The sequence below is a fragment of the Rubritalea profundi genome, assembly GCF_002954445.1.
GTDB classification, from domain to species: Bacteria; Verrucomicrobiota; Verrucomicrobiia; order Verrucomicrobiales; family Akkermansiaceae; genus Rubritalea; species Rubritalea profundi.
Genome location: NZ_MQWA01000001.1, coordinates 2,505,210 through 2,523,802, shown reverse-complemented (window position 1 = coordinate 2,523,802; position 18,593 = coordinate 2,505,210). Strand labels below are relative to the sequence as shown.

At 49.1% G+C, this 18,593-nt stretch carries 20 protein-coding genes; 3 read left to right on the top strand and 17 right to left on the bottom strand.

The window, feature by feature from the left end; translation table 11 throughout:
* Positions 1-461: 461 nt before the first annotated feature.
* Positions 462-1,061: an N-acetylmuramoyl-L-alanine amidase gene (locus BSZ32_RS10995; protein WP_105043452.1), complete on the top strand. Its 600-nt coding sequence runs from the start codon at positions 462-464 to the stop codon at positions 1,059-1,061.
* An 82-nt stretch (positions 1,062-1,143) separates the two neighbouring features.
* Here the strand turns inward: BSZ32_RS10995 and BSZ32_RS10990 are convergent, their stop codons facing one another.
* The gene (locus BSZ32_RS10990) at positions 1,144-1,332 is read right to left on the bottom strand and encodes a hypothetical protein (protein ID WP_165788792.1); all 189 of its coding nucleotides are present in this window, start codon (positions 1,330-1,332) and stop codon (positions 1,144-1,146) included.
* A 17-nt stretch (positions 1,333-1,349) separates the two neighbouring features.
* The gene (locus tag BSZ32_RS10985; RefSeq protein ID WP_105043450.1) at positions 1,350-2,048 is read right to left on the bottom strand and encodes a class I SAM-dependent methyltransferase; all 699 of its coding nucleotides are present in this window, start codon (positions 2,046-2,048) and stop codon (positions 1,350-1,352) included.
* A 125-nt stretch (positions 2,049-2,173) separates the two neighbouring features.
* On the opposite strand from BSZ32_RS10985, the gene BSZ32_RS10980 reads away from it, so the two are divergent.
* Both BSZ32_RS10980 and BSZ32_RS10975 read left to right on the top strand, forming a co-directional pair.
* Positions 2,174-3,610, top strand: a complete 1,437-nt coding sequence (locus tag BSZ32_RS10980; protein ID WP_240610618.1) for a glycoside hydrolase family 10-like protein — start codon at positions 2,174-2,176, stop codon at positions 3,608-3,610.
* A gap of 150 nt (positions 3,611-3,760) precedes the next feature.
* Entirely contained in the window at positions 3,761-3,955 is a 195-nt protein-coding gene (locus BSZ32_RS10975) for a hypothetical protein (protein ID WP_105043448.1), read from the top strand.
* A 355-nt stretch (positions 3,956-4,310) separates the two neighbouring features.
* On the opposite strand, the gene pyrE is transcribed toward BSZ32_RS10975, so the two are convergent.
* The 15 genes from pyrE to nrfD form a co-directional block, all read right to left on the bottom strand.
* Positions 4,311-4,880, bottom strand: coding sequence for an orotate phosphoribosyltransferase (gene pyrE / locus BSZ32_RS10970; RefSeq protein ID WP_105043447.1), 570 nt, complete (start codon positions 4,878-4,880; stop codon positions 4,311-4,313).
* A gap of 288 nt (positions 4,881-5,168) precedes the next feature.
* On the bottom strand, positions 5,169-6,047 hold the full coding sequence (locus tag BSZ32_RS10965) for a cytochrome c oxidase subunit II (RefSeq protein ID WP_240610617.1): 879 nt from the start codon (positions 6,045-6,047) through the stop codon (positions 5,169-5,171).
* A 27-nt stretch (positions 6,048-6,074) separates the two neighbouring features.
* Positions 6,075-6,266, bottom strand: coding sequence for a hypothetical protein (locus BSZ32_RS10960; protein ID WP_105043446.1), 192 nt, complete (start codon positions 6,264-6,266; stop codon positions 6,075-6,077).
* Between the two features lie 25 nt (positions 6,267-6,291).
* On the bottom strand, positions 6,292-6,495 hold the full coding sequence (locus tag BSZ32_RS10955) for a hypothetical protein (protein ID WP_105043445.1): 204 nt from the start codon (positions 6,493-6,495) through the stop codon (positions 6,292-6,294).
* Positions 6,496-6,513: 18 nt separating this feature from the next.
* Entirely contained in the window at positions 6,514-6,864 is a 351-nt protein-coding gene (locus BSZ32_RS10950) for a cytochrome C oxidase subunit IV family protein (RefSeq protein WP_105043444.1), read from the bottom strand.
* A 37-nt stretch (positions 6,865-6,901) separates the two neighbouring features.
* Positions 6,902-8,797: a cytochrome c oxidase subunit 3 gene (locus BSZ32_RS18415; protein ID WP_129589722.1), complete on the bottom strand. Its 1,896-nt coding sequence runs from the start codon at positions 8,795-8,797 to the stop codon at positions 6,902-6,904.
* A 52-nt stretch (positions 8,798-8,849) separates the two neighbouring features.
* Positions 8,850-10,694 (bottom strand): cytochrome c oxidase subunit I, encoded by a 1,845-nt coding sequence (locus BSZ32_RS10940; protein ID WP_105043443.1) that lies wholly within the window; start codon positions 10,692-10,694, stop codon positions 8,850-8,852.
* 38 nt (positions 10,695-10,732) lie between these two features.
* Positions 10,733-11,509 (bottom strand): c-type cytochrome, encoded by a 777-nt coding sequence (locus tag BSZ32_RS10935; RefSeq protein ID WP_105043442.1) that lies wholly within the window; start codon positions 11,507-11,509, stop codon positions 10,733-10,735.
* 74 nt (positions 11,510-11,583) lie between these two features.
* Positions 11,584-12,342, bottom strand: a complete 759-nt coding sequence (locus BSZ32_RS10930; protein WP_105043441.1) for a cytochrome c family protein — start codon at positions 12,340-12,342, stop codon at positions 11,584-11,586.
* Positions 12,343-12,382: 40 nt separating this feature from the next.
* Positions 12,383-13,861, bottom strand: a complete 1,479-nt coding sequence (locus BSZ32_RS10925) for a cbb3-type cytochrome c oxidase subunit I (RefSeq protein WP_105043440.1) — start codon at positions 13,859-13,861, stop codon at positions 12,383-12,385.
* A 39-nt stretch (positions 13,862-13,900) separates the two neighbouring features.
* Positions 13,901-14,233, bottom strand: a complete 333-nt coding sequence (locus BSZ32_RS10920; protein ID WP_105043439.1) for a hypothetical protein — start codon at positions 14,231-14,233, stop codon at positions 13,901-13,903.
* 61 nt (positions 14,234-14,294) lie between these two features.
* Positions 14,295-15,767, bottom strand: coding sequence for a hypothetical protein (locus BSZ32_RS10915; RefSeq protein ID WP_105043438.1), 1,473 nt, complete (start codon positions 15,765-15,767; stop codon positions 14,295-14,297).
* A gap of 43 nt (positions 15,768-15,810) precedes the next feature.
* On the bottom strand, positions 15,811-16,473 hold the full coding sequence (locus tag BSZ32_RS10910; protein WP_165788791.1) for a c-type cytochrome: 663 nt from the start codon (positions 16,471-16,473) through the stop codon (positions 15,811-15,813).
* Positions 16,474-16,498: 25 nt separating this feature from the next.
* Positions 16,499-17,050: a DUF3341 domain-containing protein gene (locus tag BSZ32_RS10905; RefSeq protein WP_105043436.1), complete on the bottom strand. Its 552-nt coding sequence runs from the start codon at positions 17,048-17,050 to the stop codon at positions 16,499-16,501.
* 39 nt (positions 17,051-17,089) lie between these two features.
* Positions 17,090-18,574, bottom strand: a complete 1,485-nt coding sequence (gene nrfD, locus BSZ32_RS10900) for an NrfD/PsrC family molybdoenzyme membrane anchor subunit (RefSeq protein ID WP_105043435.1) — start codon at positions 18,572-18,574, stop codon at positions 17,090-17,092.
* Positions 18,575-18,593: the final 19 nt, after the last annotated feature.

Sequence of the window (18,593 nt, the reverse complement as noted above, 5' to 3'; positions counted from 1 at the left end):
TCTTTGCTAACTACTTGCTACTTCACGGAGACGCCAAAAGAGATCTTGTACGCCGGGCACCGGGCACAGCTTAAAATTCTCGGTTAACATACCGATAATCAACTATTTTACTATAGGGCACCTCCGGCAACTAGCGTTGGTGGTGCTGGAAAGAATTTCAAGCGAGGCTAGGCGTGATGAGTGAGCGGATTTCTATCCGTGAACGAAGAATAACGCAGCCTTGCGCAGAAAGGCTTTCCAGCCCGAAGGGGGCCTATCTTCAAAAACGAGCTACGCTCGCAAATTTAAAGAATTAATAACTCACACACCGACAGCGGGAGTTGCCGGAGGTGCCCTATATCCGCAGAGTTCTCAGCTTGCGGGTATTTTTTTGTAAACTTTTCTAAATATTCAACATACTTTAAAAACAATTGACAAGTTTTAGCTAAAATTTTAAAAACTATCTTAGATCTCAGGTGATTATGTCTAAAACTCGTCAAATACTCCCGCTCCTACTTTGCCTCTTCATCGGCAATGGAATGCTCGATGCTGGAAGCTACAGTAATGTGGTTATCGACGCTGGGCACGGCGGTAAAGACAAGGGGGCTATCTGGGGAGGAGTCAGAGAATCTGATCTCAACCTCAAAGTGGCCATCAAGGTAGAGACGCTGCTCAAGGCCCGTGGAATCCCAGTGACAATGACGCGTCGAAGCGACAAATGGGTAGCGCTGAGCCGCCGGGCACAGATTTCCAATGGCAAGCGCAATGCTATATTCGTCAGTATTCACTTCAATGCCACCACTCACACTTATGTCCGTGGTGTGGAAACCTACTATGCCAGCTACAGCGGCAAGAAGCTTGCAGAATCTATTCAATCAAAAATGATTCAAAAACTGAAGCTCAAGAATCGTAAAGCTCGGCCGGGTAAGCAATACGCGGTTCTCAACAAGACCACTTGCCCGGCAGTAATCGTCGAATGCGGCTATATCTCGAATTATTCGGAGCGCCAAAGATGTAATCGCTCCTGGTACCAATCACTCGCCGCCAGCGCGATCGTCGACGGTATTCTTGAACATTACTAGTAGCGCGAACGTCTCGGTCGCTCTATCTATAACTGGTGGTTTGGATTGGGTTTTCACATCGCACAGGTGGATACCTATGTGATTATTGACTAATTGTAGCGACGACAATATTTTCACCAACGACAAGAGAGGCATCGAGGTTGTTCTCAGTGAGGTATTCCTCTCTCAGCTCCTTATGGGTCTTACAGACAAGCACATCAAATCCTGAGTGGTCAAGAAATGCGACCAATTGGTCAGCCTTAAGCCCCCAAGTTAACATTTCTCGCTTCATTTTGAGCCAGTATAGCGTCATGGGTGAAGCACATTTGAATTGGCCCCCCCCTCATTAAATACCTCCATATAAGTGAATATAAACCGCGAATCTGAGCTGCTATGAAGACGTATGCCATCCAAAATTCCGCGGACCTCTTTTTCGTCGAGATACATCAACAGGCCCTCGGCAACAAAGACCGATGATTTACTGCTATCGTAGTGTTCGCTTTGTAAAAGTAACTCATGAATGCTGCATTCAGTGAAGTCGTGTGGGAGTAAATGGAGATTCTTAAATGCCTCATCAAACCTATAGATAGCCTTACTCTTCGGTTTTTGGGTGGCGGGATGATCAATTTCAATGATCTTAAGATTTGGGAAATCTTGGCTTATCCTCAGACTCAGAGTGTCAAATCCAGAGCCGATCACAATGATTTGTTCAGCTCCCTCGCGAATCGCAGTTCCAACGTGATCATCAATACATCGCTTTCTTAGAGCAAAATGTAGATAGAATCCTGGTATCGCAAATTTCTGCATCAGAGAAGTCTTGAACTTCAGAAGACATCTCCCAAAGCGATTCTGGGTGGAAAAAATCCCGAGGTTGAGATACTTCATCATTTCATGATTGAGTGTCCTCATCCGCTCTGGAATCTCGATCGATAATCCGGGGTGGTTGGCTACCCACCATAGACCATTGGAGACAAATAAAGCGGTCGAGCTTGGTTTGTTTTTTTTCATATTACTTTTCTCAGATAATGCTTGGGTGGATTTTGGGCGATGCTCTCACTGTAATAGCAACTCAATTTACGTTCTTTCCTATATTTTTTATTGGAGATAGACTTGACCACTTGTTAGCGTGTGGCGTGATTCGCATTTTCCTCATTTTCCTCGCACTAGTCAGTCTAGCACAAGCCCAGCATTACGCACCTAGCAACGAACAACCACCCACATTTCCTCGTGAATTTCGCGCTGCCTGGGTCGCCACAGTGTACAACATCGACTGGCCCAGTAAAAAAGGGCTCAGCGCGTCTGCTCAAAAGGCGGAGTTGATCGCCATGCTAGATAAAGCCAAAAGCCTCAACCTCAATGCCATTATTTTCCAAGTCCGGCCGAATGCTGACGCCCTCTACAAGTCGAACTACGAGCCATGGAGCCATTGGTTGACCGGCACAATGGGGAAGACCCCAGGCTACGACCCCCTCAGTTTTTGCATTACGGAAGCCCACTCTCGTGGGATCGAAGTGCACGCATGGTTCAACCCATTCCGCGCGCTACCCAATAAGGATCTCCCCACCTCACGCGACCACGTCAGCCGTACGCACCCGCAGCACATCGTGACTTACAAAAAATACAAGTGGCTCAATCCTGCGGATGCATTCACTCAGAAGCGCGCTCTTGCGGTGATCATGGATGTGGTCAAACGTTATGATGTCGATGGAGTGCACATCGATGACTACTTCTACCCTTACCCTACCGTGGTCAATGGCCGCCCCAGTCCCAACTTCCCGGACGGCAAATCAAACGCTCAGCGAAGGTCTTATGTCGATGCCTTCGTCAAAAAAATGTACCAATCGATCAAGGCTAAAAAACCCTGGGTGCGCGTTGGAATCAGCCCATTTGGCATTTGGAAACCTGGTGTTCCGGCTGGGATCGAAGCTGGGATCGACGCCTACGACCACCTCTGTGCAGACTCCAGGAAATGGCTCAAGAATGGCTGGCTCGACTACCTTTCACCGCAGCTTTACTGGCGCGACGTACCACGTAAGCAATCCTTCAATGCTCTACTCAGCTGGTGGCGCCAGCAAGGGACCCGCCCAGTCTGGCCCGGCATCGCTACTGCACGCATCAAAAGCACCGAAGACCCAGGCCGACCAGCCTCCGAGATTATAAAGCAAGTCAACTACAGCCGCAGCATCGGCCGCAACTGGGCTGGTGCTATCCACTGGAGCATGAAGTCGCTGATGCAAAACCGTGGAGGAATCTCCAGCAGCCTTCAAAGCGGAGTCTACTTGGTCCCAGCGCTCGTCCCCCCCATGCCATGGATTTCAAAAAGCGTCCCAAAGCCCCCCACTCTAGGCGCTCAATACTCCCGCGGCAACACCACTGTCAATATTGGCCGAGTTCCCGGCTGTCAGAACTTCGCAGTCCAAGTCCGTTACGGCAAAAAGTGGCATTCCGTAGCAGTGGTTCCCCACCGCAGCGTCAGCGTCAAAGGCTCCCCAGACGCCATCGCGGTGTCTAGCGTGGATCGTTATGGTAACACCAGCGCGCCTCGGGTACTCAGCTTGCACACTCGCTGAAACTTCAGTCAAAGCTCGCATCTGCGATTGACAACGGGACTCATAGCGCTCGGAGACAGCATTGTTCAGAGCAATTTTCAGCTTTACAACTGCGGGAAAAGATGCATAGCTAATCAACGAAACTTAACTTTCGCCAAGCGCTACCTATATATGAAGATAAAACTTTTTCTCTCCTCATCATTGCTCTTACTCGGAGTATGGCTTGCAGCGGCATACAATCACACCGTGGATCTCTCCAGCTACCGCAGTTCACCAGCCGCCAAAGCCCTCCAAGCCTCAGCCGAAGCTGTCGATGCTGAGACTCCAAAAGAAGAGGAAGTTGAAGTATCCCTCGCATCTCAGTAGTTTCCAGCCGAACCACACAAATTCACCCCGGCCTTTCAACCTTTGTTGATAGGCTTTTTTGTTGCCCAAAATGAGCTCTCGATGCGTTGCGCATGATTCACCCTTGGACTGCTGAGGCTAGACGCAGCTCTTGAGGTTGGATGTGGCTCGACACATGAGGAGCGGAGCAACTGTCAGGTTGACTCGGATTTCTTTGGCGAGGAGAAATTTCTAGGTGGATCCCCGACCACGCGCGTCGAGCCGCGTCCTTCCACAGAGCGGTGTCAAGCCACAGCAGTCGAGACAGCGGGCGCTAAATGAAAAAGCTTCCATCCATTACGGATAGAAGCTTTCGGTAAATTCTTTTTAAAGGATACTACGCGTTGAGCAGTGTGCTGCGTGAGTAGAGTGACACGACTGGGATGCCGCGCGCTTCGATCGCTGCACGCCCACCTTCTTCGCGGTCCACGAGAACCAGCGCGAATTTTACTACGCCTCCTGCAGCCTCGATCACATCAATCGCCTGGAGGGTAGAGCCGCCAGTGGTGATCACATCATCAACAACGACGACTTGATCGCCGGACTTAAAGTTACCTTCGATCTGTTTACCACGTCCGTGTACCTTTGGCTCTTTGCGGATGTTGAACACCTGAATCATCTCATCAGGATGCTCCATCGCAGATGTCATCCCAACTGCCAGAGAGATAGGATCAGCACCCATGGTCATGCCTCCGATAGCATCTATCTCTAATCCTTCAGACTGGATGCGCTCATGCACGGCATGCCAACCGAGTTGGCCGATCAACCGAGCTCCTACTGGATCGAGCGCTGTGACGCGACAATCGATGTAAAGGTCAGATGTGGCACCGGAGGCAAGAGTGAATTCGCCTGTGCGAACAGACTTTTCTAACAAAATTGATTTTAGCTTGTCGTACGTTTCAGACATGCCGGGAGATTCTTACCTGCTGTCGAAAATGTAAACAAGAATCCGTGCTTAACAACAAGTGTCAACCCGGTGACTTGCGTTCCCTCTATTCTAAATGAAGGCCGGGCCGCGTCAGGACGCGGCTTATGGATTTGGCCGCTTGGGCTGTCAATCATGCCGGACATTTCCAGATAAACGTCGTAGCTCAGCCCCTAGGATGCATTCTGATATCTTTCCAAAGAAAAGCCCATGAGCAGTAAACTCATGGGCTTTGAAAAAATGTTTGCTGCACATTAGGCGCGCAGCCAATTAATGGTCGTGACTGCTTTGACCAGCGTGAGAGGCGCGCTCAGCTTCAGCCTTTTCGGCGGCGACTTGACGAGCGTCGTAGGCAGCCTTGTTTGACTCGTAGGCATCTGAGCTTAAATCGCCAGACCACTTAGTGAAGACTTTTTCAGATTCGATCACCATAGTTCCTACCATGTTAGCGTGTCCTTCACCGCAGAGCTGACCGCAGACAACTGAAGTCTCTAGTTCCTCGAGCGGTGTGAACCACATTGGTATGTCTTTACCTGGGAAGGCATCCTGCTGCACACGCATTGGAACAATACCAAAGTTATGGATCACATCGGTAGAAGTCACCTGCACGATTGCTGGGCGGAGCACTGGAAGCTTGAGCGTTGACGCCACAAAGTCATCGAAGCCGTTAGGATCATCTGGGTAGATACATGCGTCGCCCGGTCCCTTCACAAGGTCGCGGTCGATGAAGCCAAACACCCCGTCGTTACCAGCATAGTGGAATTTCCACCCGAATTGGTACCCGATTGCTCGAACACGCACTTCGTTTTCTTCTTGGATAACACGGTCAAAGGAGTCTGTGCGCTCGCCCCATAGTGGGAGTGCGAAGCCGAGGAGGAGAACTGCCTCGATGATGATCACACCAATTTCTAGGTGAGTAGAAACGTGGTTCTTCACACCGAGGTAGGAAGCCTTAGCATTTTTCTTCTGACCGAATTTGAAAAGACAGACAAAGAAGAAAATAGTCCAACCGACGAAAAGAACAATCATCAACCAATGAACAACATCGATCGTGTGATCGACTTGGTCACCGTGAAGTGAATAGTTGGCAGGCAGTCCGAGCCATTCGGATGGAGAGAAAAATGAGGATAGTGTGTGGTTGCTGAACATAATGTGCTTTAGCAATTGGTTAAATGATTAGGAATCGAATGAATCTGAATATTGAGGATCGAAGTGCTCTTTCTCACGACGCGCGATGCGAAAGATGAGAATACCGACCGTAGTGATCACAGGAACAATAACGGCGAGCAGAAAAAGGATTGCGAACCCTGCAGCGTCCGCGCCTGCGTGTTGGAATGCCTTAGCGCATGTGAGACATGCTATGTTCATACTAAATACCATAATCGTGTGTGTGTTAGTTGTAGAGAGCCTTAGACTTTTTGATGAAATACACTCCGTAGATAGGAGTGATGACTGCAGTGATCGTAGATACTATAGCCACAATATTCCAGAAGCTCGCATCTTGGCTAGGACCGACAGTCCAGCCCCATACTGCAACGCCCGCAAAAAAGAGAGTGACTACAGTAACAAAGAAAATGTGAAATCCGCGGAGTGACATAGCTTTAGTTTGTTTGAATTATTGGCCGGGCTTTGCCGGTAGGAGTGTCTTGAAAGTGATCGGGTCGTACATCGCGAGTGCGAAGAGACCAATAAGTATTGCAGCAAATACCAGAGCGCCAAGGAATACCCAATAAATAAGCTTTTTCTCATGGTTAAGGTGCATGAAGATGAATGCCACAAAGAACATCTTAGTCGCGGCAATCGCAAATCCTAATATCATGTCAGCGGAGTCGAATCCGTGTCCGCCAATATCTAGTGCAGGAACCGTGGCCACAAGCACTGTAGCGACTGTACCAGCAAAGAGCCCAGCACCTACGATAGAGTATTGCTTGAAGTGTGACTTAATTTCTTCTGGAGAATTTGCCATTTGATGAGTGATTTAAAAGTTAGCTATCGAGTTAAAATTACATGAGGTAGAAGAGCGGGAACACAAGGATCCAGACCAAGTCCACAAAGTGCCAGAATAGGCCACCAACTTCTACTCGGTTAGCAAGCCACTCAGGGTTTGAGAGGTACATCTTGCGTCCGAAGAAGAGATAGTATCCGAGAACAATCGCGCCGCCTATCACGTGTAGTCCGTGAAGACCAGTGATGGTGAAGTAGATTGCGTAGTAGTTGTTCATCTTCGGTGAGAAGACTGAGTCGAACCTTACTTCATCGCGTTCGATACTCACATGGTGTGGGAAGGTTGCTATTATTTCCTCTGGAAGTTTTGACTTAACGTCATTGAGCATTGATGGCTTAAGCTCGCCATTAATTCGCATCCAGTTCTCAGCAGTAATTGCATCTTTCAACGGGGCGTTTGCTGAAATCTTTTTTGCTACAACCATTTCCTTCTTTAACTTATCATAGGCTACCATTTGGTGCCAAGTGACGCGGTAAAGGTCAACTTCTGTAGGAACGCGTCCTTCTCCAGTGAGCCAGTCATCCTGAGTTAGCAGGTCTGCTGCAAGGAATCCGCGCCAAACTTTGTGAGCTTCCCATATTTCACGAATATCAGCGCCGCCGTGGTGGCCACCGTGATCGTGAATGTTGAGAATAGGTGACCTCTCGATAAGCTCTTCAGCATTGAGGCCTTTTGCCTCAGCCTTCAGCACAAGGTGCCGGAAATCAATGCCGTCAACGTAGTGGTAGACAATGCTAGAATCACCCGCTGTTCCGCTGAGCACGGTGCCGTCGAGAAGAGAAACGTTGGAGTACTTCGCGCCAATTGTGGAGTCAGAGATACGTCCCCAGCCTGTGTTTAAACTAAACTCAGCACCTTTGGAGTTGAACATCATGTTACCGTTAGCTATCAGAAACTCATTGTTCTCTTCCGCTTTGTCGATAAGAGCATTGTGCGCCTTCGTCACAGCAGATTTGACCTTAGATTCTAAATCTGCGATATCTGCTAGCTCTGGGTGCTTGTCTACGTCGCGAATTTCATTCCAAGCATCCTTGAGGAGTTGGGTGCGAAGTTCTTGGTTGTGTGTGCGTGCCCTGATGAATTCATCGTTGGCTACAGCGAGTACTTCCGGAGAAAGCTCAGTACCAGCAGAATAAAGAACAGTTTCAGTAAACTTCCCAGCTTCGATAGTACGAATCTTGTACGGCTCAGCGAGTGTTGGTATAGTCGGAAGAGCGTGTGCTTCTTCAAGTAAATCTACCACTACTTTAGAAGCTTTATCGATCTTCTTTGGTAATACATCTTTAGAGAGTTCAATATACTCTTTATAGGAATTTTTAGCTACCTCGCTAAGATCACCAGAATTAATCTTCTCGTACAATTTTTCGACAAAGTAGGCACGAGGATAATCAGCATTTTGAGTAATGATGGCATCCAGGTAGTTAGAAGCCGTGCTCTCGACTGAGAAGTTGATTGTGTCAGCTTCGATTGTGTATTGGTTAGGGTGGTCCTTATCGAGGTGCCCTTCTAGCCAAGCGTAATCTTCTGTCTGTGATGCGTGGTGGTGAAGTTTCTTATTATATTCATCGGCTTTAAGAACCATGAAGACTGCAGCACAGAGAATGGTGAATGCCATGTTTGCTCTAAACATGTTCCACTTGCGGAGCTTTAGGCCAGCCCAAGCAAATACCACTGTGACTGAGGATGCAATCAGGATGAAGGTGTTGATCAGACCTGGCAGCACTGGAAGTGCGCGCTCAGGCCAAGGGTAATCTGCGAACACACGGAGGAAGATGTACGAGGAGAATAGACCACCAAAGAGCATGACCTCAGATGCGAGGAACAGCCAGATAGCTATCTTTGAGTTGTTGAGTCCTGTGTCCTTGCGGGCATTGACGATATAAGGAATTTCCATGGGAAAAGTGTTTCTTTATGTTTCGTAAGTTAGAGTGGTAGCGCGAGCTAGATTACTCAGCGGACTCGGGTTGAGCTTTATCGGCCTTCTTAGTTGGCTCTTCCCACTGTGGGTAGTAGTCTGTATCGCGGTCTGGACGAGAGTACTCGTAGGGTCCGCGGTAGACAGCAATGTCGAAAGTGAAGTTACCATGGCCCGGAGGCGTTGGAGTGGCCCACTCGAGAGTCGTTGCATCCCATGGGTTATCGTTAGCCACTTTCTTACCAGCAAACCAGGCAGTGAAGAGGTTGATGATGAATGGGAGCTGAGCCGCCGCGAGTACGAATACTGCTACGGACATCACCTGGTTGAGTTCGATGAAACTACGGACGGTCTGGCCGAAAACGTTAGCCGAGTCAGCGTCAACCACGTAGGCGTCACCACCATTGTACCAACGGCGGTGGAAACCAGCCATTCCCTGCATCAGCATTGGAAAGAACACGAAGTTAATCGCTACCAATGATGGCCAGAAGTGAAGGTGACCAAGCACCGTGTTCATGTGGCGACCGAACATCTTGGGATACCAGTAGTAGATACCGGCGAATAGACCGAACAGAATACCCGGAGCAACCACATAGTGGAAGTGACCAATCACGTAGTAGGTATCGTGAAGGTGGAGACCTACGAGGTTGAAGGCCAGTGGTAGACCGGTGAGTCCACCAATACCGAACATCGGAAGGAAAGCACATGCCCAGATCATTGGCATCGTGAAGCGGATAGAACCACCCCAGAGCGAGATCAACATGGAGGTGATCAACACCACTGATGGTACTGAAATCAGCACTGTGGTGATCTGGAAGAAGGTAGAAACGCCAGACCCCATACCTGTGATGTACATGTGATGTGCCCATACGATGAAGGAAAGGAAACCGAGCACCAACACTGCGTAGACCATGGACTTGTAACCCCAAAGTGGCTTACGTGTGTTTGCTGGGATAATCTCCGCGACACAGGCGATAGATGGTAGAAGAAGAACGTACACTTCCGGGTGACCGAGGAACCAGAACAAGTGCTGGAACAGAAGCGGTGAACCACCACCAGCATGCTCAATGACACCTGTGTCAGATGTGTAGAGACCTGATGGGAGGAAGAAGGAAGAACCGAAGAATCGATCAACCAACTGCATAATACCTGCCACTTCGAGTGGTGGGAATGCGAGAAGAAGAAGGAAAGCAGTCACAAGCATCGCCCACACAAAGAATGGCATACGCATCCAGGTCATGCCCTTGGCTCGCAGGTTGATGATGGTGGTGATGAAGTTGACCGATCCTAGCAGTGATGAGGAAATCAGGAAAACTAGACCTATGAGCCACTGGGTCTGACCAGTGAAGAACTGGTTGGGATGCTGGGAGTCAGCAATCGCCGCCAATGGTGGGTAGTTTGTCCAACCAGATTTAGCGGAACCAGACTCAAGGAAAAATGAGCCACACATCAGCAAACCACCAACTAGGTAGGTCCAATACGACATCATATTGAGCTTAGGAAATGCCATGTCTGGAGCGCCGATTTGCAGCGGAGTCACGTAGTTACCAAAGGCACCGAAGCCGAGTGGCACCACTCCAAGGAAAACCATGATTGTCCCGTGCATGGCACCAAACATGTTGTAGGTCTCTCCTGTCACTTTACCGTCGGTGAGCCAGCGGCCCTTCCATGTATCAGTGAAGACCCAGCTGAGCCACTCTGGGAGGGGTTCGTTAGGATAGGCAATGCTCCAACGCATTACCATCATCAGAAAAAATCCAAATAGGAGGAAGAACAAGGCAGTTATTCCATATTGAATACCGATCATTTTATGATCAGTAGAAAAGACGTATTTCTGTAAGAAACTCGGGTTGTGATGGTCGTCGTGGTCACTCATAATTACGCTATGTAAAAGGTATGTGGGGTCTAGATTAGTTACTCGGATGCGTCAACGACTTCTCCAGTCTTTAAGTTGAGCATTGTTTCAGGGGTAAGCGCTGCAGCTACGAACTTCTTGTCGAGGTGCTTTTTAAGGTCATCGGCAGTCATTGCATTCTTGCCGTGTTCTTTGCTGATAGCGCGAATTTCTGTGATTTGTTCCGTTGAGTAGATCTCACCAACTGTGTTGCCAAAGCTGTTCTGAACATAGTAGACAAGCGCGGCAATATCGAAGTCACTCCAACCGTCTGCCATCGCAGGCATTACACCATTGTAAGTATTACCAGACACTTCAATCTTGCCTTTAACACCGTGAATGATCGCAAGCGCAGGAACTGCACCGGAGCCAGTGACCCACTCAGAACCAGCAAGCGTAGGGAAAGCACCCGCCACACCAGCACCGTCAGCACCGTGACAGGCAGCACAGTTCTTATAGAGAGCTGCACCCTTCTTCATGTAGGTATCTCCAGCGAGTGCCATCGGGATTGTTATTTTATTCCCATCATACTCAGCGCGGACGTAGTCTTGTTTAGTGAACTCGTCGTAGGAGAAAAAGTTATTGGAAGCAAACAGAACGCTACCACCGACGATTGCGACGATAAATCCGGCAACCATTAGCCAAATGGAGACTGGCTCGAGGCCATTCTCGCGAAGTTGTTGTTCACGGGAAGCCGCTGCTGCAGTGCAGCTCACTTCTTCGTGGGCCTGTGCAACGTTTGTGGAATCTTCGAGATCCGGTTTTGGAGGATCTACTGGTTGTTGGTCAGATGACATCGGAATGTTTGGCTGTTGATGAGTTGAAAGGATGGGTGCTTCAAGGTTTTTTCTATGACATGGCGAAAAATTGATTACTTGGAAGACTTCTTGTTACGGGAGTAGTTGATCGAGCTTGGCACTTCACCGTCACGCTTGAGTCCGAGAAGGTAAGAAGTGAGCGTGAGGACTTTCTCGCCTGGGATAATCTGTTGGCCATCATTTGATTCAATGGGTAAGGCATTCACTGCTCCTTGACCGTATACTTTCTTCGTCTCGAAGAGGCTCTTGTTGGATTGGCAGATGGAACTATAGTTCCCAATACGTGGGTCGTAAAGGTGAAGATTGACTGATGTCACAATATTAAATTTTTCAGCTTGCGGAAGATCAACCACTTTGATGCCGAGCTCTTCTGCACGCACTTTATTTTCCTTAAGAGCGAGTATCTCCATGCGGCGACCAAAGTTGCCTAGGTCAGGGCCCATGCGGGTTTCACCGATCCAGGCGAAGGGCTCACCAGCGTAGTCCCAAAGATTGGACTCACGGCGGGTGTCACCGATGTCAGGATCTTTAGCGATACCAGCGAGATCTGGGCGACCTAAGTCATTACCAGCGTAGGTAGGACGAGCAAGCTGGCTATGGCACTGGGCACAACCTTCAGCACCGTAGATGGTCGAGCCGAAAGTAACATGCCCAGACTTCACTGGTGTGTATGCTCCCTCTTTGCCATCTTTACTAAGATCGAACTGAGGGATCTCTACAGCGCGCATTGTGGCGTAGGGTACAGCTACAACTGCAAGCCACGGAAGTGCAAAACTTGCAATCAGGCCTATGAAGAATGTTTTAACAGTCATGGTTTCGTGAATCGTTAGGTAAAATTAGAAAAGATAGAAATTAAGCAACTGGGATAGTTGGCGTATGGTGCTGAAGCAGCGTCGGGTGACTACTGCGACGACCTAGGCGGAGCCACATGAGCAGGAGGTGAAGGCAGAAGAAGACATTTGCAACTGCGACAAACACCCAACCAGTGGTGACTCCAACTGTGTATGCGTAAAGACGATCCTGTGCTGACTCAGCCGGCACGGTGAAAGTCTCTAGTGCGTATCCGTGCATGAACGCACCAAGGATACAGCAAAACAGGCCAATGAAGACCACTCCATATAGCGAAAGCCAGAAGTGCTGGCGGATAAGACCAACGGATATCCACTCGCGGTTAGTCACACGTGGAACGATGAAGTAGATCGCGCCGAACATTGACATGGAGAAAAACCCGTAGAGAGCTAGAATCTCGTATCCGTAAGTACCGCCGAAGGCGAACTGGGTGTACCGAAGCGCACCAGGAAGAGCTAGCAAACCACCCACTACCGCAGTAGCAATAAGGCCAATGATGCCCGCCATAGTGAATCGAAGTGAAGGTGAGTGAGCCACTGCGGATGTCTTACCAGTAGCGGTCTTGAGAATGTTCACTGCGACACAAAGTGCGGGAATGATGAAGAGGACAGCTGCACCTGCTCCAGCGAACTGAAGGAAAGACGGAATCGGTGCTCCCATTACTTTCTGCATGCCGGCCCATGGCCCGATGACTGCGAGTGACCAGAATCCAAGTAGTGCCAGCTTGTAGGAATAAACCGGGCGGCCAGTCACCTTGGGTGTGATGTAGTAAGCGCTGGCGATGGCTACTGGTGTGAAGAAGAGGAAGAGCATGGCAGAACGGAACCAGGCATTGATACCTGCTGCCATCACGCCGTTACCAGCGTCTGCGAATGTGTTGATAAAGATGTTTCCAGTGAGGAATACCCATGGGAACCAGAACAGTGCAGCCATCAGGTACCATTGAGAAATGTACACGTGACCACCACGGCGAACGCGGAATGCGATCACTGACCAAATGCCGATACCGAAGTAACATACAAGAAGAACTGGCCAAACCCAATCGGGGAAGTACATCCACGCTTTACCAGTACCACTACCAAGGATGAAGCCCGGGCCCATCAAGATACAGAGCGTTCCAAGACTAATCGCGAAGTTCCAAAAGTGGCCGATAGCAAGGATGATGCCAGACTTCTTGCTCTCTTGACGAGAAAGGCGAGCCATCAGCCAGATGATCACACCAAAGGCAGCTTGCGCTCCCCATCCGTAAATGAAGGTAGCCATGTGCGCCTGGAAGACGCGTCCGTAGTTAAAGAATGAACATTCACCGAGGAACCCTGGTGAGTGCGACTTAGCGGATGCTATCACACCTAAAATAAGTGAGACCGCGAGCCATGCTGCGCCGCTGGTGAAGAAGAACATCACTGGGTGACGGAGAGATCGGTCAATTTGCGATCTCAGCACATTGTCTTCGACTTGTTGGCTGGTAATTTCGGATGCCATGATTCTATATATCGTTAGAAATTTTGTTAGGTTCGACCTTTAGTCAAACTGCTTACCATGCTTCTTATCAGAAGCCTCAGGGCCGTCGAGCAGGCCCATTTGCTTACCAAGACCGAATACGTCCTCAGGCTTGACCTGAACTGTACCGTCCCCGTTGTCTTTGTATGTATTGCGCTCAGCGATTTGCTCAGCATTGATCCTGTTGAATGTCTCTGTGCGCACCTTGCCTTGCTCTATTTCTGCGTCAACTACATCAGTGGCTATGATATTTTTTACAAGCACTGCTGCGATAGCGAATACAAGGAAGAGTGCCAACCCCCAAAAGAAAGTATTGAAGCGGCGCAGTGGAGTATCTCTGAGATTTGGTTCCATAAATTGTTATCGGTTATTTGTTATCCGTTAATAGGTGAAGTGTGAGTCTGATAACTCATTGTTAGTTATGGAGATTCGCTGACTCGAGGATACGCGGGTCGCGGTTCGGGTAAGTATTTGCGCTGCCTAGGTTGCGAAGGAAGACAAATACGAAGAACGCTCCCACTGTGATGAAGGCCACGATATCACCTAGGTAGGCATTGTGCTGTACGGTAAGAAGTAACTCACAGTCAACTCCTAGCTTATCCATCACAGAAAGTGATGGTCCACGCTCAGGAATCACTGCGATGTAGAGATCGAGTACGTGCATGACGAGAATGTAGAGACAGATTGGAACCACGAACTTCACCTTTTTCTTCATATAGTGGGGAAGAAGAATCACAAATGGCACTGCAAAGTGAAGAAATACAAGCAGCGTGCTCCAAACGTTCCAGTTTACAGATCCAGTCACACTACCATCAGCTAATGTCACAAAGTCAGATGAGTTACGCAGGAGGAAGTAGGATGTCTCCTCGGTGATGTTTGCGTACCAGATCAACATGAACTGGGAGAATGAAACGTAGGCCCAGAAGATAACGAAGGCATGCATTAGCTTGCCCATGACGTGGTAGTGTTCCTCAGAAGTGACTGTCTGAAGGTACCCTTTATAACGAAGCCATGAGAGCGCCAGAATAAGCACGGCCATAGAGTTGAGCGCACAACCGGCAAAGAACCAAACTCCGTACATCGTGGAAAACCACTTGTAGTCGAGTGCCATCAAGAAGTCTAATGCTAGGAATGTGGCAGCAACTGCAAATATAGGCATCACTGCGCAAGAAACCTTACGCGCAAGAATCAGGCGGCGAGTGGTCGGATTAGGATCGGTGTCCTGGTCGATAGAGATTTTACGCAGTAGAAAGATTCCAGCACTCAGGAAAACGAAGAAACAAACGATGCGGATGAGCCACCCATCGAGAGTCATGTACCAGTGCTTCGCTTTTAGAAGGTGGTCGTGAGCGTCATGAGTCGCATAAAGTTGCGCTTTTGTTGGAGACTTGTAGCCGCCACCGGGCTCATGTGCCTTTACTGTGTCTTGGTTAGAGTATTTTGCCTCATAACCAGTTGTGCCATCACTATAAGTTACAGGATCAGCTTCCACCGTCTGCTGTACTTCGCGGTGGCGGTTCATCCACTCGTAAAGATCGTCCTGAACGGATGGGATCATCAGAGGAACGGCAATCACTGCCATGAATGGGAAGATAAATCCTAGGTTCTCCATGATGCGACGCACGCTGACGCCCCAACCTGAGTTAGTAAGGTGGTGCAGCGTGGTCCAGAAGACTCCACCTAAAGCGAGGGTGAGAAAGAAAAGGAATGCGAATAACCAAGAGTAGGCGTAGCCAGATCCGAATGTTTGATCATTGAATAAGAAATAACTGGCGATTGCTCCAGCTACAAACAAACCAAATGCGATGAGCTTAGGAAGACTGAGGTCTTTCTTAGCGATCTTTTCGCCATTCTCTGGTAGGTCCTGTGATGTGACGTTATGTGCCATGGGACTAGTGTGTTAAAAAAAATGAGTGAGTTAAAAAATTAAATTACTTAGCAGATCCTGCTTCGTAGGCATCCTTGACGAGGTCAAGCGGAGCTTTGCGTGAGTATTGAAGAGCCTGAAGGTAAGCTATAATTGCCCAGCGATCTTTAAGGTCTATTTGGTAACCAAATGCCGACATATTGCCGCGACCATTGACGATCACATCGTACTTGCCACCGTCTGGAAGCTCGGAGGTAATTAGGTTAATGACACCGGGAACACCGTAGGATGCTACAACACCTTTGCCATTTCCTGAAATACCGTGGCAGCCAGAACAATTAGCGTTGAACACTATCTTTCCACGATTAATGAACGCCGGAAGGTTTTCCTCAGTGAGTTCGAGTTCCTTTATTGGCAGGCCAGTTCCTAAGACTTGGTCGTCATACATACCATTATGGTAGTAGCTGTTATCATTAGCGAATGACTGGGTTGATGCGTCAGCGATTGATGCGGGCTCGAGTCCCTGAGGGACTGTTTCCTCCACAGGCTGTCGCGCCCCGAGACCATCGCTGAAGAAATCAGATGCTTGCTGAGGGTTGATACGGTCCTGCTCGTCCATATCTTGAAAGATACGGATCGGTGTGTTTTTGAACTTATCTCCGCGGAATCCGCCGATGCTAACAACGAGGACTGCAAGGAGTAGGTAAATGATAAAGAAATAGCGCATGAGTGTGGTTAGTAAAAAGTTGCGTTTAGTCTTCTTCGACGAGTTCGATATTCTTACCCCCAGCTGCTTCGAGCATGGCTTTTGTCTCTTCGGCAGAGAAGTTAGGGTCGCGAGCTTCGATAGCGATGAAGAATCCATCGTCAGTCACACGGTGGAACTGGCGGCTAGCGAAAAGTGGGTGGTTCAAACGAGGGAGCCCCATCAAACCGAGTAGACAAAAGAGCACTGTGAAACCCGAGAAGAGAATCGTCAGCTCAAACATGATTGGGAAGAACGCTGCTGTGGTGAAAATGTTCGCTGGCTTTGCCTGAACCACTGTTGGGTAAATCAACACCTGAGTGATGAACGCCAAACTGAAGCCAGTGAGTAGTCCGGTAGAACCACCAAAGAAAACAAAGTAGGGAAGGATCGAGCGGCGAATGCCCATGGCATCGTCGAGTCCGTGGATCGGGTAAGAGGAATAACAATCCCACTTCTTGAATCCTGCATCACGCACTTGTTCTGCTCCTTTGTAGAGGTGTGATGCGCTTTCGAATTCGGCGAGGTAACCGTAGACGCGTTTTACTGTAGTACTCACTGTTCTGTGATTAGGTAAATATTAAGAATAAGGGCGGAATTAGCACTCAACGTTTGGATTCACGTCGAGCTCGTATTGGTAAGCGGCTTCAGCTGCGACTCCTTTATCAGGATGCGCCTTCTTGTCGTCGAAGTGGGCGTCTGCTTCTAGCAGTGTCCACTTCACCTCAGCTATGTTGATACATGGTAGGAATCGGAGGAAGAGAAGGAAGAGTGTCAGGAACATCCCGATCGTTCCGACAAATGTCAGGACGTCGACTGGGCTCGCCTCGTAGTACTTCCAGTCACCTGGCAGCCACATACGTGGAAGAGTGGTCACAATGATTACGAATCGCTCGAACCACATACCGATGTTCACCAGCATACAGATACCCATGACAATCCAGAGATTCTCACGGCATTTCTTGAACCAAAAGACCTGCGGTACAATCACGTTGCAGAACATCATCGTCACGTACGCCCACCAGTAAGGACCAGTTATTCGTAACTTGAATGCCTCTATCTCGTACTTACCACCAGAGTAGTAGGCCACGAAAAGCTCCATGATGTAGGCGTAGCCTACGATCGTTCCCGTCGCCAGGATGATCTTACACATGTTCTCGATGTGCTTCATCGTGATCAAGTCGTGGAGACCATAGATCGAACGCGCTGGGATCATGATCGTCATCACCATAGCGAATCCACCAAAGATCGCTCCAGCGACAAAGTAGGGCGGGAAGATAGTGGTGTGCCAACCAGGGACAGTCGAGGTCGCGAAGTCAAACGAAACGATTGAGTGCACGGAAAGAACCAGCGGAGTAGAAAGTGCTGCAAGCAGTAGGTAAGCCATCTCATAGTGGCTCCACTGACGGTTACCACCGCGCCAACCGAGTGAGAATACTCCGTAAAGGAACTTGCGGATACCTGGCTTCGCACGGTCGCGGATGGTAGCAAGGTCAGGCACCATACCGAGGTACCAGAAGATCAAGGAGATTGTGAAATAGGTAGAAACCGCAAACACGTCCCAAAGGAGCGGTGATTTGAAGTTCTGCCAGATCGCGTTCGCATTAGGAATAGGAGCGAGGAACCAGGCCATCCAAACGCGTCCAACATGGAAGGCTGGAAAAATACCTGCACAGCAAACCGCGAAGATTGTCATGGCTTCCGCCGCTCGGTTGATCGAGGTTCGCCAGTTCTGACGAGTAAGGAAAAGGATAGCCGAGATCAATGTACCAGCGTGACCGATACCAATCCAGAAAACGAAGTTAACAATCGGCCAACCCCACATTGTGCGGTTGGTGTTACCCCAAACACCGACACCAGTGGACACGAGGTAAAATAGGCCGCCACCAACACCGATCAGAGCGATAAGGGCGCATGGGATGAAGAGAATCCACCAAAGAAGTGGCTGCGGTTTCTCCACGATACCGGCGATACGTTCGGTAATCCACGCGTAGGAGCGGTTATTTAGGATAAGCTTCTCGCGTTCCAATACTGGAAGCTGGAAGGACTTATCGCTAGTGTTTTCAGATGCTGAATCAGCCATGATGTGTGTGCTAGATTAA